Origin of the sequence: Glycocaulis abyssi (genome assembly GCF_041429775.1) — a bacterium.
GTDB lineage: Bacteria > Pseudomonadota > Alphaproteobacteria > Caulobacterales > Maricaulaceae > Glycocaulis > Glycocaulis abyssi.
Map to the genome: position 1 here is coordinate 2,813,486 of NZ_CP163421.1, position 24,682 is coordinate 2,838,167.

The 24,682-nt window shown below is 64.4% G+C and carries 20 protein-coding genes; 8 read left to right on the forward strand and 12 right to left on the reverse strand.

The genetic code is table 11. The features are described 5' to 3' along the window. Positions 1-951 carry a radical SAM protein gene (locus AB6B38_RS13670; protein WP_371393477.1) on the reverse strand — a complete coding sequence of 317 codons (951 nt, stop codon included), beginning with the start codon at positions 949-951 and terminating at the stop codon, positions 1-3. Positions 952-1,105: 154 nt separating this feature from the next. Here AB6B38_RS13670 and AB6B38_RS13675 point away from each other — a divergent pair, with 154 nt between their 5' ends. Then, positions 1,106-1,342 (forward strand): hypothetical protein, encoded by a 237-nt coding sequence (locus AB6B38_RS13675; RefSeq protein ID WP_371393479.1) that lies wholly within the window; start codon positions 1,106-1,108, stop codon positions 1,340-1,342. A 3-nt stretch (positions 1,343-1,345) separates the two neighbouring features. On the opposite strand, the gene cydC is transcribed toward AB6B38_RS13675, so the two are convergent. The 4 genes from cydC to AB6B38_RS13695 form a co-directional block, all read right to left on the reverse strand. Next, positions 1,346-3,079 (reverse strand): thiol reductant ABC exporter subunit CydC, encoded by a 1,734-nt coding sequence (cydC, locus tag AB6B38_RS13680; protein WP_371393480.1) that lies wholly within the window; start codon positions 3,077-3,079, stop codon positions 1,346-1,348. Continuing rightward, complete coding sequence (cydD, locus tag AB6B38_RS13685; RefSeq protein ID WP_371393481.1) at positions 3,076-4,761, reverse strand: thiol reductant ABC exporter subunit CydD; 1,686 nt, start codon at positions 4,759-4,761, stop codon at positions 3,076-3,078. The genes cydC and cydD overlap by 4 nt, the downstream gene beginning before the upstream one ends. Positions 4,762-4,861: 100 nt before the next feature. Continuing rightward, positions 4,862-6,313, reverse strand: coding sequence for a M20/M25/M40 family metallo-hydrolase (locus AB6B38_RS13690; RefSeq protein ID WP_371393483.1), 1,452 nt, complete (start codon positions 6,311-6,313; stop codon positions 4,862-4,864). Between the two features lie 86 nt (positions 6,314-6,399). Beyond that, complete coding sequence (locus tag AB6B38_RS13695; RefSeq protein WP_371393484.1) at positions 6,400-8,259, reverse strand: HEAT repeat domain-containing protein; 1,860 nt, start codon at positions 8,257-8,259, stop codon at positions 6,400-6,402. Positions 8,260-8,377: 118 nt separating this feature from the next. Between AB6B38_RS13695 and thiD the strand changes: the two genes are divergently transcribed. Then, positions 8,378-9,283: a bifunctional hydroxymethylpyrimidine kinase/phosphomethylpyrimidine kinase gene (thiD, locus tag AB6B38_RS13700; RefSeq protein WP_371393485.1), complete on the forward strand. Its 906-nt coding sequence runs from the start codon at positions 8,378-8,380 to the stop codon at positions 9,281-9,283. On the opposite strand, the gene AB6B38_RS13705 is transcribed toward thiD, so the two are convergent. Beyond that, a complete protein-coding gene (locus AB6B38_RS13705) occupies positions 9,184-10,140 on the reverse strand; it encodes a PDZ domain-containing protein (RefSeq protein WP_371393486.1) in 957 nt (318 codons plus the stop codon). The genes thiD and AB6B38_RS13705 overlap by 100 nt on opposite strands. Before the next feature lie 166 nt (positions 10,141-10,306). Between AB6B38_RS13705 and AB6B38_RS13710 the strand changes: the two genes are divergently transcribed. The 4 genes from AB6B38_RS13710 to cydX all read left to right on the forward strand — a co-directional run bounded on the left by AB6B38_RS13710 (position 10,307) and on the right by cydX (position 14,667). Beyond that, complete coding sequence (locus AB6B38_RS13710; protein ID WP_371393487.1) at positions 10,307-11,458, forward strand: phosphoserine transaminase; 1,152 nt, start codon at positions 10,307-10,309, stop codon at positions 11,456-11,458. Positions 11,459-11,655: 197 nt separating this feature from the next. Then, a complete protein-coding gene (locus tag AB6B38_RS13715) occupies positions 11,656-13,251 on the forward strand; it encodes a cytochrome ubiquinol oxidase subunit I (protein ID WP_371393488.1) in 1,596 nt (531 codons plus the stop codon). A 12-nt stretch (positions 13,252-13,263) separates the two neighbouring features. Further along, a complete protein-coding gene (cydB, locus tag AB6B38_RS13720) occupies positions 13,264-14,412 on the forward strand; it encodes a cytochrome d ubiquinol oxidase subunit II (protein ID WP_371393489.1) in 1,149 nt (382 codons plus the stop codon). Between the two features lie 123 nt (positions 14,413-14,535). Then, positions 14,536-14,667, forward strand: coding sequence for a cytochrome bd-I oxidase subunit CydX (gene cydX / locus AB6B38_RS13725; protein ID WP_371393491.1), 132 nt, complete (start codon positions 14,536-14,538; stop codon positions 14,665-14,667). 156 nt (positions 14,668-14,823) lie between these two features. Here cydX and AB6B38_RS13730 read toward each other — a convergent pair whose 3' ends face one another. From AB6B38_RS13730 to AB6B38_RS13745, 4 genes are all read right to left on the reverse strand, one after another. Then, entirely contained in the window at positions 14,824-16,284 is a 1,461-nt protein-coding gene (locus AB6B38_RS13730; protein WP_371393493.1) for a M20/M25/M40 family metallo-hydrolase, read from the reverse strand. A 236-nt stretch (positions 16,285-16,520) separates the two neighbouring features. Further along, entirely contained in the window at positions 16,521-16,958 is a 438-nt protein-coding gene (locus AB6B38_RS13735; protein WP_371393494.1) for a BLUF domain-containing protein, read from the reverse strand. Between the two features lie 26 nt (positions 16,959-16,984). Then, on the reverse strand, positions 16,985-18,325 hold the full coding sequence (locus AB6B38_RS13740) for a protoglobin domain-containing protein (protein WP_371393495.1): 1,341 nt from the start codon (positions 18,323-18,325) through the stop codon (positions 16,985-16,987). A 150-nt stretch (positions 18,326-18,475) separates the two neighbouring features. After that, positions 18,476-19,111 carry a helix-turn-helix domain-containing protein gene (locus tag AB6B38_RS13745; protein WP_371393496.1) on the reverse strand — a complete coding sequence of 212 codons (636 nt, stop codon included), beginning with the start codon at positions 19,109-19,111 and terminating at the stop codon, positions 18,476-18,478. A gap of 223 nt (positions 19,112-19,334) precedes the next feature. Here AB6B38_RS13745 and AB6B38_RS13750 point away from each other — a divergent pair, with 223 nt between their 5' ends. Together AB6B38_RS13750 and AB6B38_RS13755 are read left to right on the forward strand one after the other, a co-directional pair. Continuing rightward, positions 19,335-21,146 (forward strand): long-chain-acyl-CoA synthetase, encoded by a 1,812-nt coding sequence (locus AB6B38_RS13750; protein WP_371393497.1) that lies wholly within the window; start codon positions 19,335-19,337, stop codon positions 21,144-21,146. A gap of 62 nt (positions 21,147-21,208) precedes the next feature. Further along, positions 21,209-21,487, forward strand: coding sequence for a helix-turn-helix domain-containing protein (locus AB6B38_RS13755; protein WP_371393499.1), 279 nt, complete (start codon positions 21,209-21,211; stop codon positions 21,485-21,487). Here AB6B38_RS13755 and AB6B38_RS13760 read toward each other — a convergent pair whose 3' ends face one another. Next, a complete protein-coding gene (locus AB6B38_RS13760) occupies positions 21,488-23,980 on the reverse strand; it encodes an ATP-binding protein (RefSeq protein ID WP_371393500.1) in 2,493 nt (830 codons plus the stop codon). It abuts the gene before it with no gap. Between the two features lie 116 nt (positions 23,981-24,096). Further along, positions 24,097-24,546: an energy transducer TonB gene (locus AB6B38_RS13765; RefSeq protein ID WP_371393501.1), complete on the reverse strand. Its 450-nt coding sequence runs from the start codon at positions 24,544-24,546 to the stop codon at positions 24,097-24,099. Positions 24,547-24,682 lie beyond the last annotated feature (136 nt).

Below are 24,682 nucleotides of genomic sequence, written 5' to 3' on the forward strand. Positions count from 1 at the left end.
CTAGGCCGAACAGCGGGCCCCGCCGAGCACGCAGAACTGCGCGCAGAATTTATGGTTCAGCTTCACCGGCTTCAGGCTCTCTGTGAGGGTCTGCGCCAGTTCAAATTGCGGGTCATAGGGCAGGAGGGTGCAGGCGACCACGGCAGGCTTTTCCGCCCCCCGGCGCTTGATGATCATGCGGCTGGACGCGCACATGATCTCGGCCGGATTTTTATTGAGGATACCCCAGCAATCGACGGTGATTTCCGGCGGTGAACCCGCCGGATCCATCTCCGGGAAGATCACCATCTCAGCCGGATTGGCCGCATCAATATCCCACCTGTGCGCCGCGATCAGGGCGGCGTAGCCCGCGCGTGCCTGTGCCATGGTTTCATCGGTCATCTGACGGCCTGCCAGCGCAAGCAAAAATTTGTTTTTGCTCAGCCAGTTAATGCCCTCAAGCGTCGCGGCAAAACCACCCGCTCCGCGCTCAGTATCGTGTACCTCAGGCGTGTAGTGATCGAGGCTGATGCGAAGGGTTATCTGCCCCGGATAGCGGGCCTGTAAATCCAGCAATTGTTCCTGCACGCGCGGGCGCATCATGGGCCGCATGGCGTTGGTAAGGATGAGGACGCGGTGGCCGCGTTTCAGCGCCGCTTCGGCAAGCCCCGCCATATGGGGATTGAGGAAGGGTTCTCCCCCGGTAAAGCCGATCTCTATAGGCCCCGGGACCAGCGCGTCCACCTCGTCCAGATAGGGCTCCAGCTCGTCGGGGGTGATGTAGACAAGCCGGTCATTATCCGGCGAGCTTTCGATATAGCAGTTGGCACAGGCGATGTTGCACAGCGTGCCGGTCAGCACCCAGAGCGTCTGCAATCTGTCAAACGTAACGCTCGCGCGCATTTCGCCCTTCGCGGTGATGTCCGGGTGGGTAAAGGGCGCAGGGCTGGAAGCGGCAAGCGTCTGGGTCATAAGGCTTTCTACGCAGCTTGGCGGGTCGGTGGATCAGCGCTGGACGCTAGCAGGGCGGCCGGGCCAAGGCAAAGCGCTTGCGGTTCGCCAAGCTTTCACTCCCCATTCAGCTACGATCCGGCTAGGGTGGATAGATACACAGGGGGAGGTCCTTATGGGCGGTCTGTTCAAATTTATCGGGGATATTCTCAAACCAATCCTGACCATTGTGGTCACGATTTTTCTTGGCGCCTTCCTGCTATCGGTGTTCTGGCCGGCGGCCGATGCGTGGATAATTAGCCATGTCCCGGCATGGGAAAGGCTGTCGCCCGCCATTTTGCAGGTGCGCGACTGGCTGGGCATTCACCAGCCCGAACCCGATCCGTGGTGGATGTTCTGGCGCAATGATTAGCGCCTAAAGCCGCTTTGCAAACAGGCGGTTGAAGGCTCCGTCTTCAGTCGTCAGCGCGTCCACGCTGCCGGTCTGGACGATGCGGGCATGCTCCATCACCAGCCCCTCGCGCGCCCGCGCCAGCAAGGCCGGGCGGTGCGTGACGATGAGGACAGAGCGGCGCTTGTCGGCATCCAGCCAGGCATCGAGCGCATCAAGGAATTCCGCCTCTGTCCGGCTGTCCAGCCCTTCGGTCGGCTCATCAAGCAGCATGACGGGCGCATCACGCAGGAAGGCGCGGGCAAGCGCAATGCGCCTTGCCTGTCCGCCGGACACGAGGCGCCCCTCCTCGCCAATCCAGGTCAGCAATCCATCGGGCAGAGCGCGCACGAAATCGGCGGCTCTGGCCTGCTCAAGTGCTTGCCAGAGCTGGCTTTCTGTCGCGTCGGGCCGGGCCAGCAGAAGGTTTGCCCGCACCGTGGTCGAGAGCAGGTCGGCACGCTGATCGACGAGGGACAGACGCTCTCTTGTTCGCGCCGGGCCAAGGGCGGCCAAGTCTGTCCCGCCGAGCCGAATATCCCCGCTATCCGGAGCATAAAAGCCCATCAGCAAACGGATAATACTCGACTTTCCAGACCCCGAAGCCCCCACAAGCGCTACCCGCCCGCCTTCGGGCAGGGTGAAGCTGACATCTTGCAGGGCGGGGCGGGACTGGCCGCCGGGATAGGTAAATCCGACCGAGCTGAACACCACATCATGGCCGTCGGGCAGGGGGAGAGGCGCTTGCGGCTCTTCCATTGCAGGGCGCAGATCATCCAGCGCTTTCAGGCGCTTGGCGGCAGAGAGCGTGCGTCCATACTGCTCCCCGGCGAGGACAAGCGGGGCCGCAGCCTCGAACAAACCAAAGGCAATAAATCCCGCCAATGCAGCCAAAGACGGCGATGCGCCCGATGCCGCCGCGCTGAGGAAACCGGCGACGAAGCTGGCCGGACCGGCAAAGGCGAGTACGGCCGTATTCATCAGCGCCAGTCCGGCAAGCTGGCGCTGGCCGGAGATCCAACTATCGCTCGCCGCATCGAGACGCGAAAGCACGGCGGTTTCAGCGCCATAGGCTTTGAGCTCGGCCATACCGGCGATCAGGTCAGCGGCCTCCGAGCGCGTATCGGAGGCAGAGTGTGTGACGCTTTCTCCGGCGGACTGGCCCAGTTTTGCCGCGAGGAGAGGCAGGCCGAGACCTGAGAGGATAAAAAGCCCGATCACGGGCAATATCGCCGCCGGGGCCGTGAATGCGAGGATAAGCACCACCGCCAGCGCGCCAAAAAGCGCGGACAGGGCGGGCGTTACCAGCCGAAGATAGAGTCCGTCGAGCGCATCGACATCGCCGGTCACGCGCGACAGCAGATCGCCCGCCCGCATGCCGCCCAGCCCTGCAGGGACTAGCGGTGCGGCCCGGTCAAACACCCACAGGCGCAGGCGCGCCAGGATACGGAAAGTGGCTTCGTGCGTGGCCAGCCGCTCGGCATATCTCCCGAGGGTACGCGCCATGGCAAATCCGCGCACACCGCCCGATGCAAAAAGATAGTTGAAACTGCGCCCCAGCCCCGCCGCACCGGCGATAGCGGCGGCGGTTATGAACCAGCCCGACAGGGATAAAAGCCCGATTCCGGCGAGCAGAGTGAGGATGGCGAGCACCGCGCCTGCACGCAGCCACCAGCGGTCAGGCCGGGCAGGAGCGAGGAAAAAGGCGAGCGTTTTCATGGCGCTCCGCCCTCCTGCAGATCGGCGATCTCGAACACCTCGTCGGCAATCGCGCGCACGGCGGGGCTGTGGGTAGCGATGAGGATTGTCCGCCCATTTTTGTTGGAGAGAAGTGCTTCCAGGAAGCGGGCCTCCGCCTCGCCATCAAGATGGGCGGTCGGCTCGTCCATGAGGACAAGTTTCATGTCACGGGCAAGGGCGCGTGCGAGAGCTACCCTTTGTATCTGCCCGCCAGACAAGCCAAATCCGCGTTCGCCAAGGGGGGTGTCGAGACCGTCAGACAGGTGGATAAGGAAGTCCGCGACGCCGGCCTGCGCCACCGCACGCTCGATCATCTCTGCCGGGATAGAGGCGTCATGCAGGGTGATATTATCCCGCAAGCTGCCGTGAAATAGGCGCGGGTTCTGGCCGATCCAGCCTGCGCGCCCGGCGAGCGGGGCATCCATCATTTCGCCGTCTATCCGCATCTCGCCGGAGGACAGAGGCGCAAAACCCATCAGGATTTTGAGCAAGGTGGACTTGCCGGAACCCGACGGTCCCCACAAAACGCTCAATCTTCCCGCCGGAATGGAAAGCGTGATGGGATTCAACCCCTTGCGGCCAATTTCGTACACGCACGAGACGCGAGAGAGGTCCAGAGAGGGTGAGGTATGAAAGGGGGTGGATGGTACTATGGAAACACCCGATTTCGGGTATTCCAGCAGGGGTTTTATAGTACCTGCGGCGGCTTCGGCGTCGGCGCGGTCGTGATAGGCGGCGGATAAACGCCGCAGCGGCATGTAAAATTCCGGTGCCAGGATAAGGACGAACAGCCCCTCGCGCAGGGTGACAGTTTCGCCAGTATCGAAGGGCATCTCTCCCAGCAGGGAGAAGCCGACATAGACCGCGATGGCCGCGACCGAGAGGGCCGCGAAAAATTCCAGAATGGCCGAGGAGAGGAAGGCAAGCCGGAGCACTTTCATCGTGCGCTGGCGGAAATCTTCTGACGCAGCGGCGAGGCCCTCGCGCTCGCGCGGCGCGGCGTTGAACGCGTTCAGAAGCGCGAGCGATTGCAGCCGGTCATTGAAGCGCCCGGCGAGGCGGGCGAGCACCGCGATCTGGTCCTTGCTCGCCGCTGCCGCCGCGCCGCCGACAATCGCCATGAAAAGCGGCAGCAGGGGCGCGGTGATGATGAACAGCATCCCCACCACCCAGCTCTGGGTGAAGGCGGCGGCGACCATCAATATGGGCGCGCCCGCGATGACGGGCATGAGCGGGCGGTAGCGCCCGAAATAGCCTTCCAGCTTCTCCACCGCGTCGGTGAGGGCAGAGCCGGCTGCGCCGGTTTCCAGCCGCTCGGTGAAGGCGGGGCCTTTGGCGGCGAGCGCGCGGGCGGCCTCGCCCCGCACATGGGCCTTCACCCGCGCTGCCGCCTCAAAGCCTGCGCGCGTCTCGAAGGCTTGGGCGCCTGCGCGGGCAAACGCAAACAGGGCAGCGAAAAGCGCAGGGATAAGAAAATCCTCGCCATTGACGAGGTTTGCTATCGCGCTGGCGGCAAACCCGGCAAAGCCGATGAAGAGCGCGTATTGCGCAATGCCTGCCGCGCTCGCGGCCAGTGACGGTCCGCGCCCGGCCTTCCCCCATGCGGAGAGAAGGCCGCCCAGCGCACGCCGGTCTTCTGAAGTGAGTGCAGGATTGCTCATCGGCCTCGTTAATCACGCATATCGCTCGCCCGCGCCCTGCGGCGCAGCGTCTCAGGGGGCTTTGTCTAGCGAAGCCGCCCAGAATTGCCAGAGGGGGCGGCTACCCCTCCATCCCGGCCTCTGAGATCACCGTGCGGAAATAGCTGACCATGCCGGGCAGGGCGTCGATGCGGATGCGCTCATTATCGCCGTGAATGCGCGAGAGATCGTCCATCTCCATGCGCATGGGAGCATAGCGGTAGATATGGTCGGCGACATCCTTGAAGGCGCGCGAGTCCGTGGCGGCGGTGAGAAGGTTTGGCACGACCGGCGCGCCCTCGGGCAGATGGCTGAGCGCAGCGCCCGCAATGATCTCCCAGGCCCGGCCCGATGTGGCGCTGATCGGCGGCGCGTCGGAGATACGGCCCACCGGCTCTATCGTTACACCGTCGAGATGGCTCACCGCGCCGCGCATATGGGCCAGCGCACTTTGCGCACTGTCGCGCGGGTGCAGGCGCAGATTGATGGTCGCGCGCGCCTCCTGCGGCAGCACATTGGCGACCGTGCCGCCGGTGATGATGGTCGGCGCGATGGTGGTGCCGATCGTGGCTCTGGTCGCGTCATCGCCCATCATCTGACCACGCAGGACCGAGCCGAAAAGGACGGGGCGCGCCATCACGAAGCCCGCCATCCCGTCCATTTCCGGGGCGAGCGCGCGCATCATGTCCGGCACGGGATGCTCGATGCGGTGTTCGAACGGATTGTCGACAATGGCGTTGACCGCGCGCGACAGCAAGCCAATGGCGGTTTCCGGGGGCGGGGCGGAGGAATGCCCGCCGCGCGCCCGCGCGGTGATCTCGACGGAGAGAAAGCCCTTCTCGCCAACGCCGATCAGGCCCACCGGCCCGCCCGTCATCGGGAAGTGCTCAAGCGAGGTGCCGCCTTCATCGAGGACGAACCAGGCGCGGCGCCCTTCCGCCTCCAGCCGCTCTGCCATGGCAATCGCGCCGGTGCCGCCCACCTCCTCATCATGGCCAAGCCCGATATGGATGGTGCGCTCCGGGGTGAAGCCCTCTTCCAGCAGGGTCTCCATCGCGGCGATCAGCATCACAAGGAAACCCTTCATGTCGAGCGTGCCGCGCCCCCAGACATAGCCGTCGGCAATCGTGCCGGAGAAGGGCGGGTGGTCCCACTGGTCTTCGGTGCCCGGCTCCACCGGCACCACGTCCTGGTGGGCGAGAATGACAATCGGGTCTAGCGCGGGATTGCTCCCTTCCAGCGTGTACCAGAGCGAGCCGTGGAGAATGTCTTCGGGGGCCATGCGCTCATGGACCAGCGGGAAGCTAGCCGCCAGCCAGTCGCGAAAAGCGTCGAACTCGGCGCGGCTGGATTGCGGGTTACCCATCTCGGAGATGGTCTCGAACCGGATGGCCTCGCCCAGCGTCAGGGCCAGCGCCTCTGCAGACAGGGTGGAGGGGTTCGGCTCAATGGCGTCCGGCGTGGCGGGCGGCTGCGCACAGGCGCTTAAGAGCAGCAGTCCCGCGCCCATAATCCCTGCGAGATGGTGTTTCATAGGCCCAGCCCTCCCCGGCGGTTCTGATTGTCTCGATCAAAGGCTAGAACGCGCCGGAGCCAGCGCCAAGCCGGGATAGTTCCCGGTCAATTCCTGTCTGTGGGCGGCCCTGGTTCACAATGGCCAAGCCCGATCACCCGCTCGCGGTCGAACACGACCAGGCCATGAGCCGTCGCCACCGCGAAGCGCTCCTCATCCAGCCGGGCGAGCCAGCGCGGGGTGCTGGGCAGGGTGGAAATGCGCGTGACCGTCCAGTCTTCTGCAGTTCGCCAGTCGACGCGGTAGAGGGTGCCGGTGACGAGGCCCAAATGAGACAGGCCGGTTGCGACGATCAATGTGCGTTCATCTGCGGTGATCACACCGACGACGTTGTCGTCGATCACAGTGCGCCCCTCAGCAGAGCCTTCTGCCAGCCATTTGAGCGCTCCGCCCCATTCGCCTTGATTGGTGGCTTCCAGACTGCCGCCCATAAAGGGGATATGCAGTACATCTTCGTCTCTCCAGCCGGGTCTGGGAGCGCTGTCTTGCGTTGATAACACGGCGTCCCGGTAGCGATATCCGTCCGCTCTGCAGGACTCAGTGAAGTCGTCAATGCGGGTGCCGGAGAACCATCTGCCTTGCGGGGACCACAGCCGTGGTGCTTCATGCCAGATCGACATCATAGACGGAGCCCTTGCTGCATTTGCTGAGCCCCGTGTGGAGGCGCCGAGATTGGTTACAGGCCCTCCTCGGCCAGCCTGGTCAACAAGAACCTGGAAACTTGTCAGAGAATGGGCTGCTTCCCGGACAAACGGCAGCCAGTGGCTCTCCGCCACCATCCCTATGCGTTCAGCCTCACTGCCATCTCCAATAAATACAAAGGCATGAATTACCGCGTATACCTCGCTCCAGTCGTTCGATTGCAGCGCTTCGCGCAAAACAGGCAGAACCGCGTCGTCGCCGAGATGGGCAAGCGTCTGCATAACGTAGAGCCGAAGATCGAGGCGCTGACTGTGAAGGAAAGGCCGGAGCGGTGCCACATAGGCAAGCGCGTCACGCCCGAAATTGGCCAAGTCTCCGAGACAATGCCGGAGTGGAAAATATGCGCTACCGTGATCATATCGGCCAATACGCGGATCGGTGTAGGCTTCAGGTATAGCATCCAAGGCCTCGGCGTTTGCCACGCACTCGGCCGCAAGTTCCGCTGCAAATGATGGGTCCAGTGCGGCCTGCCGCGCCTCGCGAGCAAGCGTGTGCAATTCGCCGCCCGGTTCACCGAAGTCAGAGCCGGCGAGACGGTGGATGTAGGGATGTCCGACATGCCCGAGTGCTTTCAGGCCTCTTAATGCAACTGTGCGGCGCTCGACAGGTTGGGCGATATCGGCGGCCAGCCGCGACCAGTCATCGGCAAGCAGGTGCCGGTCACCCGGGGGCAGCGCACTCTCCTCATGCGGGATGTAGCTGCGTTCGCCATCTATCCCAGCGAGAATCGCCGGGCCAGCGAAGTAACCAAGCGCGACAATCATCCAGTAGTTGGCGGGCTGCGAAATTACCGCATCTATCTCTGGTGCGGGTCTGAGCACTGAACTGCGGACGAATAACCTCCACCCGCTACCTCGGACGAAGTCCTGTGCCCGCTCGATATCGCTCTGCGATGTAAAGGGCCAATGCGCTACAATGCGCTCAGCGACAGATGTCCTCCCGGTTGAACGTTCGCCCCATCCAATCATAGCCTCAAGACCCGCACGCCCCTGATGGCGGAAGCTGGCCCGCGCCACATGCATGTATAGCTCATGCCAGCTTTCTTCCGGTTCCGTTCTCGTATCACTTTGCGCGTAGGCCCGTTCGAGAAGCTCCACGCATATTTCAATCGTGGGGCAATCCGCCAGTTCTGACAGGAGGCGGTAATGATCGCTTACGTCCTCCCCCGCCTGCATGAGTGACAAGGCCGCGATAATGGCCAGCATGGCTGCCTCCCCTCGTTCGTGGTGTGCAGTCTGCCACAATCGAAAGCTGTTGCGAGGGAAAGGTGACGGGGCGCCTTCGTTTTTCTAGAACGGAGCGCCAAGCCTTCAGGAGACCGCCATGAGCACCACCGAGACCGACCTGCCGCCAGAGCCTAAGGGCCGCGTGCTGATCATTGCCGGATCGGATAGTTCGGGCGGGGCGGGGATACAGGCCGATATCAAGGCGGTGACGGCGCTTGGCGGTTATGCGGCGACCGCCATCACGGCGCTGACCGTGCAGAACACGAAGGGCGTGAGCGCCGTGCATGGCGCGCCGCTGGAGATCATTTCAGGCCAGATCGCGGCGGTGCTCGATGATATCGGCGCGGACGCGATCAAGACCGGCATGCTGGCCAGCAAAGAGGTGATCGACACGGTGGCGGGGGCGCTGGATGAGGCGGGGGCCGAACTGATCCCGCTCATCGTCGATCCGGTGATGGTGGCAAGCTCCGGCGCGCGCCTGATCGAGGACAGCGCGGTGGAGGCACTTAAAAACACGCTTCTGCGCCGGGCCACGCTTATCACGCCCAACGTGCCGGAAGCCGAGGCGCTTACCGGCATCAAGGTTGAAGATGTGGACGGCCAGCGCGAGGCAGGCGAGGCGCTACTGAAGCTTGGCGCGCGCGCCGCCCTCATCAAGGGCGGGCATCTGGATGGGCCGCAGGTGATCGACGTGCTGGTGACACGCAATGGCATGCGCATCTTTTCGCGCCCGCGCATCAAGACCCGTCACACGCACGGCACGGGCTGTACCCTCGCCAGCGGCATCGCTGCCTTGGTTGCGCAGGGCGTGCCGCTGGACAAGGCGGTGGAGGAGGCAGGTGATTATCTGCACGAGGCGATCCGGCGCGCGCCGGGCTTCGGCTCAGGGGCCGGGCCTGTCCATCATGGCTGGACGCTTAGCCCGGAGCCGGTGTCAGAGACGCCCTCCGGCCCGCTGGCGGCCGCGCTGGCCGGACTGGCAGGACCGGACAAGGGGGCGTAAGCCTCCGCCTGCATCAGCAGGAGCGTGGTGAGTAGAATATCGGTGTCTGACGGACGCCGCTGGCGGGGCGGGCGGTTATCCGGCCCGCGCCCGGCGAGCTGGTCAATCGCGTCAAAGCCAAGGGTGAAGCTGAGAAGGTCCGGGCCCTGCAGGGCGCGCGCCATAAAGGCGGGTAGGGACTGGCTGCTGGCGATATGGCGGGCGAGCGCAAGCGCCATGAATTGCTGCAGCGTGATGTCGGATGCTGACACGGCAAAATCCCGCGCGACAAACAGGCTATCGCCTGCGATCCAGACGCTCTGGCGGCGTCCGCCCGCAATGTTCACCGCCACAAGACGGACATGGGCCGCGCAGGCAGGCTGGGGCGTCAATACCAGATCGAAGCTTTCGCCGCTGCGCTCCACGCGCAGGCGGGCCGGCCCGCGCCGCAGGGCTGCGGGCAGGGTGCGCGTGCGGAAATCATCATGCCAGCGCGCATTGGACTGGCTCCAGCGCCCATTGAGGCCAAGCAGGATATCGCCGGGTTGCAGCCCCGCGCGCGTGGCCGGACTGTCCGGGGCGGTGATCCAGATGCGCGGGCGCGCATCTGCGCCCATGGCCGCCTGCAGCGCGCCGCGTTCGCTCTCCGGCCAGTCGGCGATATGGGTGGTGACCAGTCCGGTGAAAGGGTAGGTGTGGGCGCAGGCGGCCGCATTGGCGGTCAGCACAGGCGTTGCCAGGGCCAGCACGCGCGCCTGCAGCCGGGTTTCGCCGGCCAATGCCAGGCGCGGCTCGATACCCGGTGTCAGCGCGGTGCCAAGCGTGTTGCAGGCCGTCAGGCAAAGGGCGGCCCCGGCGGCCAGAATGCGGCCCGCCATTCGCTTGCAGGTTGAAACCAGCCCACCCATTAACCATAGCGTGGAATCGCCGCGCGGCGGTTTCAACCGGAATCTGATCCTGTCCGCAAACTGAGCATTTGACGTAAGCGGGTGTGCGGCCTACGCCAGCGATCATTGATACACGCCGTCAGCACGGATTTGCCCCATGCCCAGCCAGCCCTCCATCCGCCCCGCCGATCCACGCTTTTCCTGCGGTCCGACCCGCAAGCGCCCGGGCTGGGAGATTTCGGCGGTGGGCACCGGCTCGCTGGGTCGAAGCCACCGCGCCACACTCCCCAAGCAGAGGCTGGGCGAGGCGATAGAGCGCGCAGGCGCGATACTGGAGATCCCCGCCGGCTACCGCATCCTCATCGCGCCGGCCTCTGACACGGGTGCGTTCGAAGCGGCGATGTGGAGCATGCTGGGCGCGCGCGGCGTCGATGTGTTCAGCTGGGATGCGTTTGGCGATCGCTGGCTGAAAGACGCGCAGAACGAGCTGAAACTGCCCGATTTGCGGGTGTTTCATGCGCCCTATGGCACGCTGCCAGACCTCTCACAGGCTGATCCGGCGCGCGACATATTGTTTACGTGGAATGCCACGGCGGCGGGCCTGAAAGTGCCGCACGCAGACTGGATTTCGGATGATCGCGAGGGCCTGACATTCTGCGATGCCACGTCGGCCGCTTTCGCGATGGATCTGCCGTGGGACAAGCTCGATGTCACCACCTTCTCCTGGCAGAAATGCCTGGGCGGGGAGGCGCAGCACGGCATGGTGGTATTGTCGCCGCGCGCCCGCGCGCGTCTGGCAAGCTGGCGGCCGGAATGGCCGGTGCCGTCTGTCCTGTCGCTCTTTGGTGCCAGTGACGAGCAATCGGCGATGTTTGAGGGCTCCACCATCAACACGCCCTCCCTGCTGGCGACCGAAGACTTTCTCGATGCCCTACGCTGGGCGGCCAAGGAGGGCGGGCTTTCCGGCCTGATGGCGCGTTCACAGGCCAATCTCGCGGTTCTGGAAAGCTGGGTGGAGCGGACACCCTGGATCGAGCTGATGGCCGAAGACCCGGCGGTGCGCTCGCATACCTCGGTGACGCTTAAATTTGCCGGGCCGGACACGGCCGGCATGGACGAGGAGGCGCTGCGCGGTCTGGTCCGGCGCATGACGCAGCTTCTCGAACGCGAGGGCGCGGCGCTCGACATACTGCCCTATCCCAAGGCCCCGCCGGGCCTGCGCATCTGGTGCGGCCCGACCATTGATGCCGACGACATCGCCGCGCTCTGCCCCTGGCTCGACTGGGCGTATGAAGAGGCGAAGGGGTAGGGGTCTCTCCTGCACGAGGTCCCGGCTCTGCGCTGCGCGGCCGGAGGATGACAACTCCCCCCCTGCGGCACCGCGCCCCTGCGTCAGAATGCGCGCTATCCACAAAAAACCGGAACGTGCATAGGGATAAAAGTCCGCAAATCAGCTATGGGTATTGCCCATAGGGGTTTGCACCTATCGCTGCGGGGAGTTTTTCCATGATCGACATGGAAGTTGCCGACCTATCACGCTGGCAGTTCGCGCTGACAGCCATGTACCATTTCCTGTTCGTGCCGCTGACGCTGGGTCTCGCCTTCATGCTCGCCATCATGGAGAGCGTGTATGTGATGACCGGCCGTCAGGTCTGGAAGGACATGACGAAATTCTGGGGCGCGCTGTTCGGGATCAATTTCGCGCTCGGCGTCTCCACCGGCATCACGATGGAGTTCCAGTTCGGCATGAACTGGTCCTACTACTCCCACTATGTGGGCGATGTGTTTGGCGCGCCGCTGGCGATCGAGGGCCTGATGGCCTTCTTCCTCGAAGCGACGCTTGTCGGCCTGTTCTTCTTCGGCTGGGACCGGATGAGCAAGCAGGCCCACCTCGCCGTCACCTGGTTCATGGCCATCGGTACCAATCTTTCCGCGCTGTGGATTCTCATCGCCAATGGCTGGATGCAGAACCCGGTGGGCTCCGAGTTCAACCCCGAGACCATGCGCATGGAAGTCGTCGACTTCATGGCTGTGCTCTTCAATCCGGTGGCGCAGGCCAAATTCGTCCACACGGTTGCGGCGGGTTATGTGACCGGCGCGCTCTTCGTGCTGGCGATCTCGGCCTGGTTCCTCCTGCAGCGCCGCCATCGCGGCTTTGCCAAGCGCTCGATGACGGTGGCGGCCGCCTTCGGCCTGATGGGTTCGCTCTCGGTCGTGGTGCTGGGCGATGAGAGCGGCTATGCGCTCACCCATAACCAGCGTATGAAGCTCGCCGCGCTGGAAGCGATGTGGGAGACGCACGAGGCACCTGCCCCGCTTACCCTGGTCGGCTTCCCCGATGTGGAAAACCAGACCACGCATTTTGCCGTGGATGTGCCCTGGGTGCTGGGCCTTATCGCCACGCGTTCGCTCGATCAGGAGGTGCAGGGCATTCTGCCCCTCGTCGCCATCGCCGAGACGCGCGTGGAGAACGGCATACGCGCCTATGACGCGCTGCAAAGACTGCGCGCCGACGAGAATGATATCGAAGCGCGCACGCAGTTTGAGGAGACCAAGTTCGACCTTGGCTATGGCCTGCTCCTGCAGCGCTATATGGCAGATCCGCGGGACGCGACGCCCGACCAGATAAGGCAGGCCGCGTTCGACACGATACCCGACGTGCCGGTCATGTTCTGGTCCTTCCGCTTCATGGCGGGGATCGGCCTCTACATGATTCTGCTCTTCGGCACGGCGTTTGTGCTGTGCACGCTGCGAAAACACGAGACGCGCTGGTTCCTGTGGGTGGCGCTGTTCTCCCTGCCTCTGCCATGGGTGGCGGCGGAGCTGGGATGGTTGCTGGCCGAATATGGCCGCCAGCCCTGGATCATCGAGGGCATGCTGCCGACTTTCCTTGGTGTCTCCAGCCTCAATGCCACGCAGATATGGATGACGATTGCCGGCTTCACCGCCCTCTATGGCGCGCTGGCGGTGGTCGAGGTCATGCTGATGCTGCACTTCATCCGCAAGGGCCCGTATGCGGGCAAGGGCGGCGAAAGCGGCAAATCCACCAAGACGCGCCCGGCTGCCACTGAAGGCGGCATGGCCCCCATTCCGGCCGAATAGGAGAACCGCAAGATGGAAATCCCGATTTCATATGAAACCTTGCGCGTCCTGTGGTGGGGCTTGCTGGGTGTCCTCCTGATCGGCTTTGCCGCCACGGACGGGTTTGACTTTGGCGTGGCGGGCCTGTTGCCCTTCGTGGCCAAGACCGATGCTGAACGCCGGGTTGCGATCAACACGGTCGGGCCGACCTGGGAAGGCAACCAGGTCTGGTTCATTCTGGGTGGCGGGGCGATCTTTGCCGCCTGGCCGCTGGTCTATGCGGTCTCGTTCTCCGGGCTTTACCTGGCGATGTTCGTGCTGCTGGCCGCGCTGATATTGCGCCCCGTCGGCTTCAAATACCGCTCCAAGCGGGAAGACAAGCGCTGGCGGGCGATGTGGGACTGGGCGCTGTTTACCGGCGGCTTTGTGCCCGCGCTCCTCTTCGGCGTGGCGGTCGGCAATGTGCTGGTGGGTCTGCCCTTCCGGCTGGATGAGGATTTGCGCGCCTTCTGGGACGGCTCCTTCTTCGACCTTCTCAATCCGTTCGCGATCCTGTGCGGGCTGCTCTCGGTGACGATGATGGGCCTGCATGGCGCGGCCTGGCTGTCGATGAAGGCCGAATATGGCCCGGTGCGGGACCGCGCGCGGACCTTCGCGCCCATCTTCGCCATTGCCTCGATCGTGCTCTTTGCCGGGGGCGGGCTGGTCATGGCTTATGGCCCCTATGGCTTTACCCAAGTGGGCGATGTGGACCCGGCAGGCCCGTCCAATCCCTTGCGCACCGAAACGGTGGCGGCGGCGGGCGCGTGGCTGTCCAATTACGCGGCTCATCCCTGGATGATACTGGCGCCGGTACTGGGCTTTGGCGGGGCGTTTGCGGCGCTGGCGGGCCTGAAGATGAATTCGGAAGCGGTGACCTTTATCGGCTCGAAGCTTTCCACCTTCGGGATCATCTCGACGGCGGGGCTGTCCATGTTCCCCTTCATCCTGCCATCAAGCATTCAGCCCAATGCCAGCCTGACAGTGTGGAACAGCTCATCAAGCCATCTCACCCTGTTCATCATGCTGATCACGACCGCGATCTTCCTGCCCATCATCCTCGCCTACACCTCGTGGGCCTTCAAGGTGATGTGGGGACGGGTGACGACCGAGGACGTGACCAGCGGCGGCGATTATTACTAGAGCTTTTTCAGCAAAAGTGGGCACCGGTTTTGCGGTTCGAAAAAGCGACAAACAACAATGCCGGAACCAACCCTGCCGTTTGCAACCGGCACGTTGGTTCCCGCCATCAAAGGAGTTTGAACCATGTGGTATTTTGCCTGGGTATTGGGTCTCGGCCTCGCCTGCTCCTTCGCCATCCTGAACGCCATGTGGCACGAGATGTCGCTGGGCGATGAAGGTGATAGCGGCTCCAGCGCGGAAGCGGCCCGCTGGTAGAGCGGCAGGCCAGCATTGCCGGGTGCCTGATTGATTTCTCCTCGGATGCCTGCGAGGGTTCGCGCCAGCCTAATGGCTGACCGATCCCTCGAACCGGGCGCTGGCGGCGCGGGATTTAGGCCGGGATGGCGCAGGATCGGGTTTCCGGCAGAAAAATTATTGCGCCGGTTCGCCCTCTTCGGCGTCTCCCGCTTCGGGACGCGCGCGGAAATCCACGTCGCTATCGGCCAGGAACCAGGTGAACATCGCCCAGGCGGCGACATTCTGGGCCATTTCCTCGGGCACGATCTTGTCGAACGTGTCATTGGGCGTGTGGTGGAACTCGAAATAATCCGTCCCGTCCTGGTCCAGTCGCGCCATGGGCACGCCCATCGCCGCCAGCGGGATCATGTCCGGCCCGCCGCCTGAAGAATTGCCGCCGCGCTCTATGCCGAGGAACTCCAACTCCTCGTGCATGGCGTCAAAGAAGCCCACCGCATGCTCGCCGACGCCCGAGGACAGGCGCCAGACATTGCGGGCGCCGAAATCGGATTCCGAGCCGATGACATGCTGGTCCACCGTGCCGTCCTCCATTCGGGCGCGGGCGTAGGCGCGCGCGCCGACCAGCCCGACTTCCTCGGCCCCGAACAGCACCACGCGGATGGTCCGGCGCGGGCGCACGCCCGCATCCATGATCAGCCTGGCCGCGGCGGTGACGATGCCCACGCCGGCCCCGTCGTCCAGTGCGCCGGTGCCGTTATCCCAGCTGTCGAGATGGGCGCCGATGATGACGATCTCCTCAGGTGCCTCGGCGCCCACTATTTCGGCGATGACATTGCCGCTGGTCACCTCGCCGCGCCAGCCGGCATGGGTGCGCAGCGCCACGCGCATCGTCTCGCCCATGGCGTGGATGCGCTCGATCTGGTCAGCGTCCGGCGCCGAGACCGCGAGCGCAGGAATGCCGGGAAGACGCTCGGCGGGAAAGCTCATCATGCCTGTATGGGCGAAGCGGTGCGAGGACGTGCCCACCGACCGGATCAGCAGACCCGCCGCGCCACGGTTTTCCGCCTCGATCCAACCCAGAGTCCGCTTGCGGTTGGCCCAGCCATAACCCTCGCCGGTGCGGGCAGCCGTCATGCGGTCATTGACGAAGACCAGCTTGCCCTCCAGCGCATCGTTCGCGCCGTCGAATTCCAGCAGGTCATCAAAGCTGTCAAAGAACACGATCTCGGCCTCGATACCGCCTTCCGGCGTGGCCGCCGCGCCGCCCAGCGAGGTGGCGTAGAGCTCCTGCGGGAAGGGATGGGTGATCGCCACTTCCTCGAAGATGGAATAGCCGCGCGTCCATAAATCCATCGGGAAGTCCTCGACCCGGACATTTTCAAAGCCCAGCTCATTGAACATCTCCACAGCCCAGTCGCGCGCACGCGCCTCCTGTGGTGTGCCCGCCAGGCGCGGCCCGATTTCAGTGGTCAGCGATTCGGTCAGCCGGTAGGCCAGATCACTTTCCAGCCCCGCCTCGGCCAAGGCGCGAGCATGGACGCGGGCCTCTTCAGGCAATTCGGCCGCCTGGACAGGGCCGGTCTGCACAGGGATCGACAGGAACGCGGCCGCAGCCGCCGCTAGCGCCAGGCGCATGACAGGATCTCCCACATTTTTCGCCCGGCATTCCCCAAATGGCCTGCCGTCTGACGCCATGCTCGCCCAATCTTGCCAGTCGAACAAGCTTTGTTCGCCCTGAGCGGTGTCTGTGGCCGCTCAAACGCCCGAACCGGGCGGACGGGGCCCGTGAACCCGCAGTCCTGGCGCGACAGCGACGTTTTCAGCGCGGCGGACGGACCTGTCCTGCCGCTTTCGTTCGGTTTGCGTCATGCTCAATCGGCGTTGAGGGTTTCGCGCCGCGCGATCAGCCCCGTCTCGCGTATCCGCCTTGCGCGTTCGACGAGGCCGTCGGCGGTGATGTGGTCATAGTCCACCGCCCGGCCCTCTGCGGCCGGCAGGGTCTCTTCGCGCAGCACCGCAACGGACCAGTCGGCAAAACAGCGCTGGTCCACCTCCCCGCAGAACACGATCTCCAGCGCGCGATGGGCGCCGTCGGCGGCGATGCGCCGGAAGGTCGAGGAGACCGCGCTGCGCGAGCCCTCCATCACCTGCAGGAAGCGGTCGCCATCCACCGCCAGCACGCCCGTCAGCCCGTGGGGCGGGTTGTTCCTTAGCCCCGCCGATAGTATGCGCCCCATCTCGTCGGATGCGCTTCCCGAACTGTCAGCAAAATCGGCCACGCTGTGATAGACGAGACGGGTAAGGAACATGAGATGGGGTCCTTGTGGATGGGCGGCTATCCGGCCCTTATCTTCTGCAGGAAACTTGCGATCTGATCGTTGATTGCGCCGGAATGACCGCGGATGGCTGCCGAGCCTTGCGATACCGATTGCGCGGCCTCGGCCGCTGACCCGATCTGGGTCTCCACCGACGCGATGGAGATGGCCACGGCCTGATTGCCCGAAGCGGCCTGATCGGCATTGCGGGTGATCTCGCCGGTCGCAGCGGACTGTTCTTCTACGGCCGCGCCGATGGCTGCGGCCGCTTCGCTCACCTCATCGATCACCTTGCGGATATCGCTGACGACCGCGACGGCGGCGCCGGTAGCGCTTTGTATGGTTTCGATGCGCCCACTGATCTCTGCCGTTGCCTTGGCGGTCTGTTCGGCGAGCGATTTCACCTCCGAGGCAACGACCGCAAACCCCTTGCCGGCCTCGCCCGCGCGGGCTGCCTCTATCGTGGCGTTAAGCGCCAGCAGATTGGTCTGCTCGGCGACATCGCGGATCAGGCCGACGACGCTGCCTATCTGGCGGGCGGCCTCATCCAGCTCGGTGATCTGGGTGGCTGCCTCGGCGGCCTTCTCAACCGCATCGGTCGCTATGCGAACCTGGCCACCCGCCTGCTTGGCGATCTCGCCGGATGCTGCGCCGATCTGGCTGGAGGCTGCGGCCACCGATTTGACGTTTGCAACCGCCTGTTCTGCGCCCGATGCTGCGCTGGTCGCTTCGCCGCGGGTGGCTTCAACGGCCTCAAGAACGGTCGAGGCTGCGTGATCGAGCTCCGCGCTGGCCCCGGCCAGCCTGTCGGCCATGGCCGCGACACCAGTTTCCAGTTCGGATGCCAGCGCCTCGCGCGTGCGCCGCGCCTCTGCCTCGGTCTCTTCCAGATAGATCGATATGACCAGTTCGAGATCCAGAAAGATGGCGCGAACCAGCGCGTCGATCTGGTCGTCGGCGCGGCCTCTGGCAAAGGGCAGCTTGCCCATTGCGCTGTTGACGGCCGCCTTTATCAGGTCGGCGGCGAGATGGGCGTAGCCGCCGATATAGTAGCGCGGAGACAGGCCGAGCCGGCTGTGGGCCAGGCCGATCCGGCGCACGGCCTGCGCGTAATGATCGTCAAAGCGGGCCTCCAGAATGCCCTTCCAGTGCGCCATCTGGCGGTCGCGGGCGCTGGCCTGGTGTGATGTGTCGCGGAAATGCTGCGCGGTTTCGCGATTGTCCGAAATGACTTCGTAGAACCGGTCCAATGCGCCCGGCAGAGCCGCTGTGATCTGCGGCGCCATTGCGCGCAAAGTGGCCCGGCGTGCGTCGTCCAGCGCCAGGAACCCGGTCCTGCTGTCAATAAATCCTGCGTCCATGATTGCCTCCCCGGCGTGCGCGATTTTTCGCGTCACAGGCGAGGTTTGGGCCGCATGGTTAACCGGTGATAAATTATCGGGCCGGCCCCCATGCATAAATAAATTCATGCGGTTGCCCTGTGTTTCACGGGGGTGGATGGGCCGGTCCGGTCAGAAATGGTGCACAAGCGCCGGTCCGCCATTCCGGGTCAGGAAGGCTTCATACCCGGCGGCGCTCATGGCGGCGGTCGCTGAATGCACCAGCCATTCGAAGCCGGTAAAGACCGGGGTCTGCACCGAGTGAAAATAGCGCATTTCGTTCTTGACCGGCGCGTGCCAGACCCGCTCCATGCAGGCGACTTCACCCTCGAATGCGCCGCATGCGAGGACTTCGCCGACAATGTCCGACACGGCCTTGCCCAGCAGATCGGATATCTCCATGCTCGGCGAATAGGCGGCAAAAGGCGGTCCGGCATTGTGAAAGCGGGCGCTCGCCTCGACCACGCTCACCCGGTCATTCTCGCACGCCAGCAGCGCCACCGCATGCGGCGAATGGCGTACAATGGCGCGCAGCTGGTCCACCAGGGGGCGGTGAACCGGATTATGCAGCAATTCGCGCAGGCGCGAGACGATATCCGGTGACGGCTCGATCACCCCGTTCTCCAGCCGTGAGATATAGGACTGGCTGACCCGTAACCGGCTCGCCGCATCCTCCTGCTTCATATTGCTGCGCAGCCTCAAAGCCCGCAGCGCTGGCCCCCACCTGCCTGGCGTCCCCTCACGCCGGGCCCCATATTCCTCCGACAATCATATACTCCCCGTCTAATTCCCCACCGAATTTACGGATTAACCTGCTGGCACAGGGATGCATGCATGTTTTTATTTTATGACAGTAGGGGCGATTACAGTTTCTGCTGCATTTGCTGCGCTGCGCAGCACGGCGCACACGCCTTCGCCTTGACCCGCATCCCGCGCCAATTACTGTCGTCGTTTCGCCCGGCAAGAGGCGGCTAGCGGGAGATCAGACGAGATGGGTTTTTTCAGCGCGATCCGGCGTGAAGTTTTCTATACCAAGGAGCTGATCCGGCTCCTGAAGACGCTCAAGTCCATTACCCCGGATTCGACCGATCTCACGCCTGATCTGATCGAGCGCAATGTCGACGCGCACAAGACCCGCCCCGCCTTCATCCTGGAAGACGGTTCCACGATCAGCTATGGCGCGTTTGATGCGTTTGCGAACAGGGTCGCCAACTGGGCGCTGGCCAGCGGCATCAAGCCCGGCGACACGGTTGCGCTCTATATGGGCAATCGCTGGGAATACATCGCCTTCTGGTATGGCCTGTCGAAAGTGGGCGTGATCGCTGCCCTCCTGAACAATCAGGTGACGGGCAAGGCGCTCGCCCACGGGGTGAATATCGCCGAGGCCGCCCACGCCATTATCGAGGGTGAACTGAGCGCCGCCTATGCCGCCTCCGCCGAGGCCATCGGGGCCATCACGCCCTGGGTTTTCGACGGCGATGCCACATCGGTACCCGGCGGGCAGGATCTGTCCGGTGCGCTTGCCGCCGTCTCGGATGTGCGCCCGGGCCGCGAGCACCGCGAGCACCTGCTGGCCAAAGACCCGTGCCTGAAAATGTACACCTCCGGCACGACCGGCCTGCCCAAGGCGGCGATCGTCGCCCATACGCGCTCGCTCTACTATCTGCAGGGCTTTGCCGTGGCGTCCAACGCCTCGCCGAAAGACCGCATGATGATGGTGCTGCCGCTCTATCACGCCACTGGCGGGCTTTGCGGTGTGGGCTGCGCGCTCTCCAAGGGCGGGGCGCTGATCGTGCGCCGCAAGTTTTCCGCCAGCGCCTTCTGGAAGGACGCTGCCGAGCATGGCGCGACCATGTTCATGTATGTCGGCGAGCTGTGCCGCTTTCTGGTGGCCGCAGAACCGGTGCCGGAGGAGAAGAAGCACAAGATACGCATCGCCATCGGCAACGGGCTGCGCCCCGATGTCTGGCCGCGCTTTGTGGAGCGCTCCGGCATCAAGCGCATCATGGAGTTCTATGGCGCGACGGAAGGCAATGTCAGCTTCCTCAATCTCGATTCCAAGCCAGGCTCCATTGGCCGCGTGCCGCCCTATCTGAAAAGCCGGTTCAACTCGGCTCTGGTGAAGTTCGATCTCGATTCAGAAGCGCCGGTGCGTAACGCCAAGGGGCGCTGCATTCCGTGCGGGCCGGACGAGGTGGGCGAGGCCATTGGCGAGATACGCCCCGATGATGCGCGCTACCGCTTTGACGGCTATGGCGACAAGGAAGCGACCGAGAAGAAGCTTCTGCGCGACGTGTTCAAGAAGGGCGATCTGTATTTCCGCACCGGCGATCTGATGAAGCGCGACGCGCAAGGCTATTTCTACTTCATCGACCGGGTGGGCGACACTTTCCGCTGGAAATCTGAGAATGTCGCGACCTCCGAGGTGGCCGAGATCATGGGCATGGCACCGGGCATCGTGCAGGCCAATATCTATGGCGTGCCGGTGGCTGATTATCCCGGCAAGGCCGGCATGGCCGCTCTGGTGGTGAACAAGGATTTCGATCTTGCCACCGTCCATGCGCATGTGACGAAAGAGCTGCCCGCCTATGCGCGTCCGCTCTTCCTGCGCCTGCACCAGGAAGACCCGTCAGAGCACACCACCGGCACGTTCAAGCTGAAAAAGACCGATCTGGTCGCGGAAGGGTGGGATCCGGCGAAAATCTCCGAACCGCTCTATATCGATCACCCTGAACAGAAAGCCTATGTGCCGCTGACCGCCGAGATCCGCGCCGCCATCGAAAGCGGGGAGCTGCGGGTTTAGGGAGCTGGCTTTCCTCGGGTGCGGAATTTCCGTATGCTCCGGGGAAGGCAGGAGCAATTCCGGTGAAGAAAGAGCCTATCATTCTGCCGGCTGATCCCATGGATGACGAGGATTTTGCCGTCTCTGCCGAGGGCATGAAGCGGGGGCAGCGCGCCCGGCTCATCCGCCAGACGCGCAATAGTCTCGGCCTGTCGCAGGCCGAGTTCGCCCAGCGCTTTCGCGTGCCGGTTGGTACCTTGCGTGACTGGGAGCAGACGCGCGTTACCGCGCCCGATTTCGCGATTGCCTATGTGCAGGTGATTGCCCGCCATCCAGACATGGTGGCTGAGGCCCTGAACTGATCAGCCCTTGCTGCGCTCCTTGCGGGCGCTGGCAAGGTCCAGCTCCGGCGCGGCATGGTCCAGCGGCGCGTTGACCGGCAGATGGCAGGTCACTTTCGTGCCGCGTCCGGGCGTGGAGTCCAGCTCCACCCAGCCGCCATGCAGGCGCACGATTTCCTTCACCAGCGCGAGGCCGAGGCCGGCACCGGCGCGGTTGGACTGGCCGCGTTCAAAGCGTTCGAACACGCTTGCCTGCTTGTCCTTGTCGATACCGGCGCCATTATCGGAGACCCACAGGCGCGCATCGCCGCCCTTGATCTCGGCCCCGATCTCGATCTTGCCGCCCTGGTCAACATGGTCGAGCGCGTTGGTGAGCAGGTTGTAGAGCACCTGTTTGAGGCGTCCGCCATCGGCGCGCACCGGCTCTTCGGCCTTGCCGGTCTTGATGCTCAGCTTGATCCCGGCGTGTTCGGCGCGCGGCATGACCAGCTCGGCCGCGTCGCTGGCCAGCGCATCGAGGCGCGTATCGCCCAGATCCAGCTCCAGCTGCCCGGCATCGATGGCAGCAATATCGAGAATATCGTCGATCAGCTTGGCCAGCTGGGCCGAGGCGGTCTGGATGGCGGCGACGGGGTCTTTCTGCCGCGGCCCAAGCTCACCGGCGAATCCGCCTGCGAGCAGGTCAGCATAGCCGCCAATCGTGGTCAGCGGCGTACGCAGCTGATAGCTGACATGGCCGACAAAGCCGGTCTTGATCTTTTCAGAGGCTTCCAGCGCCTCGGCGCGATCGCGCAGCGCGTCTTCCACGCGGCGGGTATCGGTGATGTTGTCCCACGCGATCAGGGTTGCGCCATCGGGCAGCGGACGGCTGAGCCAGGTGAGCACCGAGCCATCGGCGCGGCGTATCTCGCCGGTCTTGGCGGTGCGCGAATCTGGCGAGGTATCGGTGATGCGCGCTTTCAGCGTCGCCCACGATTCCTTGTCGGGGTGGAGGGCGTGGCATGTCTCGGCAATCGCCGTGAAATCAGCCCCTTCCAGCGCAGCGGAATCCAGCTTCCACAGCGTCTCGAACGCCAGATTATGCAGCTGCAGCTCGCCTTCCGGGCCGAACACCGCGACCGCCTCGTGCAGCCGGTCCAGCGTGGCGCGCTGCACCTTGATAAGGGTGTTGTAGCGCGCCTGCAGGGCGAGCTGGTCGGTCATGTCTTCGAAAATCAGCAGCACGCCGCCGAGCGGATGGCGCTGGCGGGCGACACGCAAGGTGCGGCCATCGGGCAGGGGCCATAGCTCGTCTGGTGTCTCGGTGCCGGGCGGACGCTCATAATAGGCCAGTTCGCCCGCCTTCCAGCCCTTGTAATCGGCATTGGCGGGGTTGGGCAGAAGCTGGTCCTCGCGCAACCGGTCCAGCAGTGCGCCGTGGGAGGGCCGCTCATTGAGCACCGCCTCTTCCAGCGAGAACAGGCGGGCAAAGGCGCGGTTATAGAAGATGAGCTGCTTGGTGCGGTCAAAGATCGCCACCGCCTCGGCCATGTGGTTGAGCGTCTCGTCATGGGCCTCGCGGAAGCGTTTGAGCGCCGCGCGCGCCTCTTCGCCGCGCGTAATGTCAAAGGCTGCGCCCGCCACGCCGCCAGAGATGGGAAACACCACCACGTCCAGCGCCCGGCGTTCGCCCTTGATGACCGCGCCGCGTATATGGGCGACGGGTGCGCTGGCTTTGAGCGCCTCTCCGGCCTGGGCAGGCAGGCCCGGCTCCAGCAATAGCTGGCGGTCGATAACGTCGGCTGCGCTCTTGCCCTCAACGGCCTCCACATAGGCCGGATTGACCCAGTGCAGCCGCCCGGATGCGCTGATGCGCCAGGAGGGGAAGGGCGCCTTGCCCAGCATGTCGAGGAAGGCCAGCGGATCGTCAGCCACGACCGAGCGGGCCTCTTCCAGCCGTCCGCGCGCACCGGACTCTTCCAGTCCGCGAATGGTGGCGTCGGCGATCCACAGGACGAGCTGGGACCCCGCCGGGCGGCCATCGGCCTCGATAAAGCGGCCTGACGGGCCGGACACGGTGAGCGAGAAGGGTTTGCCCTCGCGCATCAGATCGCCCATGCGCTGGCGCAGCGTGGTTTCCATGCCGCCCGCCGAGCGCGCCTCATAGTCGGCAATACCGTCCAGAAGGGCGGTGGCGGGATCAGGCTCGTTCATCACGCCCGAACCCAGATCGGCAAACTGGACCAGAGAGGCAAGGGCGGTGGGCGAACCATAAACACGCGGAGAGGACCAGCCAGTGGCGTCAGGGTCGGGCGGCGTTTCCCAGACCAGAACAAGGCCGGGATGGGCGCCGAACACGCTGTCTGCCCGCGATAGCCGGTCTTCCAGCCAGGCGACGCGCTTTTGCCAGTGAGACCTTGCGGCGCGCACCCCCTCGGTCAGCCGCCACGCCCACAGGGCGGTCGCCACGGCGAAACCCACCGCGCCGCCGGTAACGATCAACGTTGCCAGCTGAGCCGGCTCGGTGGCCATCATGGCATGCCCCCTTCACTGCGCGGCCACGGCAAACAGACACGTGGCCATTGCGTGTCAGTGCGGCCGGTCGAATCACCACTTTAACGGAAGGTGAATCCGCAGGCGAGGAGACGTTATCAGCGTATGCGCACCTGTCCGAGTACAAACTCGAACATCACCGTGCAGCCGGTCAGGTGCGCGCCTTCGGAGAGGGGCGCGAACTGCCATTGTTCCACCGCGCGGTGTGCCTCGCGGTCAAAGAATCGGCCCGGCACGCCTTGCGCAATGCGTACATTCTCCACCGCGCCGGACCCGTCCACGTCGAACTGGACGATGGACCAGCCCTGCTCGCCTCTGGCCCAGCCGCGCGCGGGGTATTCGGGCAAAGGAGCATGGACGGCGCTCAAGGGCTCGCCCTGACATCCCTCGCTGGGCGCCATGCGGGCGATATTGGGCATGAGCGGCATTTGCGATTGCGGCATGAACGGCCCGCGCTCACGCGGGTCGCTCATCGGCGTTGGCACGGACATGCAGCCCGAAAGAAGGGTGGCAAGGCCCGCAAGGGCAAGAAGACGGGTGGTGCGCATGGCGGCCAGACTAGCGGCTAAAGCCTGCCACGCCAGCTAGTCTGCGCAGTGCGCACATGCCCGCTTGACAGGATATAAGGATATCTTTATGTCCTGATCTTGCGCCGATTTGAGCTTCAGCTTGCGGGCGCGGAAC

Coding starts and splice junctions, on each gene's coding strand:
- AB6B38_RS13735 (WP_371393494.1), bottom strand. CDS start 16,958: ATGTTCCTTACCCGTCTCGTCTATCACAGCGTGGCCGATTTTGCTGAC.
- AB6B38_RS13710 (WP_371393487.1), top strand. CDS start 10,307: ATGCCCAGCCAGCCCTCCATCCGCCCCGCCGATCCACGCTTTTCCTGC.
- AB6B38_RS13695 (WP_371393484.1), bottom strand. CDS start 8,259: ATGCTGGCCATTATCGCGGCCTTGTCACTCATGCAGGCGGGGGAGGAC.
- AB6B38_RS13765 (WP_371393501.1), bottom strand. CDS start 24,546: ATGCGCACCACCCGTCTTCTTGCCCTTGCGGGCCTTGCCACCCTTCTT.
- cydD (WP_371393481.1), bottom strand. CDS start 4,761: ATGAGCAATCCTGCACTCACTTCAGAAGACCGGCGTGCGCTGGGCGGC.
- AB6B38_RS13670 (WP_371393477.1), bottom strand. CDS start 951: ATGACCCAGACGCTTGCCGCTTCCAGCCCTGCGCCCTTTACCCACCCG.
- AB6B38_RS13730 (WP_371393493.1), bottom strand. CDS start 16,284: ATGCGCCTGGCGCTAGCGGCGGCTGCGGCCGCGTTCCTGTCGATCCCT.
- thiD (WP_371393485.1), top strand. CDS start 8,378: ATGAGCACCACCGAGACCGACCTGCCGCCAGAGCCTAAGGGCCGCGTG.
- AB6B38_RS13760 (WP_371393500.1), bottom strand. CDS start 23,980: ATGATGGCCACCGAGCCGGCTCAGCTGGCAACGTTGATCGTTACCGGC.
- AB6B38_RS13750 (WP_371393497.1), top strand. CDS start 19,335: ATGGGTTTTTTCAGCGCGATCCGGCGTGAAGTTTTCTATACCAAGGAG.
- cydC (WP_371393480.1), bottom strand. CDS start 3,079: ATGAAAACGCTCGCCTTTTTCCTCGCTCCTGCCCGGCCTGACCGCTGG.
- cydX (WP_371393491.1), top strand. CDS start 14,536: ATGTGGTATTTTGCCTGGGTATTGGGTCTCGGCCTCGCCTGCTCCTTC.
- AB6B38_RS13705 (WP_371393486.1), bottom strand. CDS start 10,140: ATGGCGGGCCGCATTCTGGCCGCCGGGGCCGCCCTTTGCCTGACGGCC.
- AB6B38_RS13690 (WP_371393483.1), bottom strand. CDS start 6,313: ATGAAACACCATCTCGCAGGGATTATGGGCGCGGGACTGCTGCTCTTA.
- cydB (WP_371393489.1), top strand. CDS start 13,264: ATGGAAATCCCGATTTCATATGAAACCTTGCGCGTCCTGTGGTGGGGC.
- AB6B38_RS13715 (WP_371393488.1), top strand. CDS start 11,656: ATGATCGACATGGAAGTTGCCGACCTATCACGCTGGCAGTTCGCGCTG.
- AB6B38_RS13740 (WP_371393495.1), bottom strand. CDS start 18,325: ATGGACGCAGGATTTATTGACAGCAGGACCGGGTTCCTGGCGCTGGAC.
- AB6B38_RS13675 (WP_371393479.1), top strand. CDS start 1,106: ATGGGCGGTCTGTTCAAATTTATCGGGGATATTCTCAAACCAATCCTG.